General features: G+C 68.7%; 1 protein-coding gene. It reads right to left on the bottom strand.

Going from position 1 to position 1,871, the window contains the following annotated elements; translation table 11 throughout:
• The coding region (locus tag AX685_RS09305; RefSeq protein ID WP_082740762.1) for a long-chain-fatty-acid--CoA ligase at positions 1-1,722 on the bottom strand (1,722 nt) is incomplete at its 3' end.
• Between the last annotated feature and the right edge of the window lie 149 nt (positions 1,723-1,871).

Below are 1,871 nucleotides of genomic sequence, written 5' to 3'. Positions count from 1 at the left end.
AGCATGAACGGGTCGATGCGGTCGTCGTGCGCGATTCGCTGCCCGCACCTCGATCAGCAAATCCTTGCGGCTGAGCTTGCCGATCATCGTCTTGGGCAGCGAATCGCGCACGACGACCGCATCGACCCGTTCATGCTTGCCCAATTGCGGGTTCAGCCACGCCATCAGCGCGGGGCCGCCGATTCCCTCGGCGGCCTCCTCGGCCAGCGTAACATAGGCGCGCGGCACCTCGCCGCGATAGGCGTCGGGCATCCCGATTACCAGCGCCTCGCGGATCGCGGGATGGCGGTACAGGATCGCCTCGATCTGGCTGGGGAAGACCTTGAACCCGCCGACCGCGATCATGTCCTTCAGCCGGTCGACGATCGCGACGAACCCGTCGGCGTCGATCGTCCCGACATCCCCGGTCCGCAGCCAGCGCCGCCCCTCGCCATCGGTGGCGAAGGTGGTGCCGTCGGTATCCGGGCGGTTCCAGTAACCCGCCATCACCTGCGGCCCGCGCGCGACGATCTCGCCCGGCTGCCCCGGCAGGGCGTCGCGCGCCGGGTCTTCCTTGTCGACCAGCCGCAGGATCGTCGCGGGCAGCGGCTGGCCGATCGTTCCGGCCTTTTGCGCGCCCTCATAGGGATTGACGCTCAGCACCCCGCTCGATTCGGACAGGCCGTATCCCTCGACCAGGACCGATCCGGTCGCCGCCTCCCACCGTTGCTTCAACTCGGCGTTGAGCGGCGCCCCGCCCGAAATGCAGACACGCAGCGACGAAAAATCGGTGCCCGCCAGCGCCGGATGATCCAGCAGCGCCTGGTACATGGTCGGCACGCCGGGCAGCGCGGTCGGGCGCGTGCGCGTGATCGCGGCCAGCGCCTGGTTCGCATCGAAGCGCGGCAGCAGCACCACCTCACCCCCGGTCGCGATCGTCCGGTTCATGACGCAGGTGTTGGCGAAGACGTGGAACAGCGGCAGGACGCCGAGGATCCGGTCGGTAGCGTCGCGATGGGGGTCGAGATCGGCGACCTGCCGCGCATTGGCCGCGACATTCGCATGGGTCAGCATTGCGCCCTTGGGCACGCCGGTCGTCCCACCGGTATATTGCAGCAGCGCGATGTCGCGCTCGGGGTCGATCGCGGCGGGCGGCGCATCGCCGCGATTGTCGATCAGCCGCGAAAAGGCGGTGACGCGCGGATCGTCGGGACGCGGCGCGGTCTCGGCGCGCTTGAACCACCGGTACAGCAGCGATTTGGCCGGCGGCAGCGCGCCCGCGACCGACCCCACGATCACCCGCTCCAGCGCGCTCTTGTCCAATACCGCCAGCGCGGTCGGCAGCAGTTGCGCCGCGGTCAGCGTGAACAGCACGCGCGTGCCCGAATCCTCGATCTGATGGCACAGTTCGTCGACGGTATAGAGCGGCGAGAGATTGACGACCGTCGCGCCCGCGCGCAGCGCCCCGTGATAGGCCGCCAGATAATGCGGCACGTTGGGCAGGAACAGCCCGACGCGGTCACCCTTCCCCACGCCGATCTGCGCCAGCCCGGTCGCGACGCGGCGCACCGCATCGGCCAAATGCGCGTAATCGTAACGCCGCCCCATGAAGTCGATCGCCGGCCGCGCGGCATGGCGCGCTGCCGATTGGTCGAAGAGGTCGACCATCGACATCGGCGGATAATCGGTGCCCCAGGGCACCGGATGGCTATAGGCGCTGCGCCAGGCTTCCTCATCCGTCATTGACACGACTGTAAGCAAGCGCTGCGGGGACCGCAACCGCCGTCGGCATTCCGGCGCAGAAGGATCGGGGTCGACCGCGTTAGCGAATCAGCCGCCCGCCGATGTCGATCATCACCATCGCGACCCGGTCCAGCGGCGGGCGGCTGATT

The sequence above is a fragment of the Sphingomonas sp. CCH9-F2 genome (genome assembly GCF_001556735.1).
In the GTDB taxonomy this organism is placed as follows: domain Bacteria; phylum Pseudomonadota; class Alphaproteobacteria; order Sphingomonadales; family Sphingomonadaceae; genus Sphingomonas; species Sphingomonas ginsenosidimutans.
Note: the sequence above shows the minus strand (reverse complement) of the source record. Positions and strands in the feature narration are given on the sequence as shown.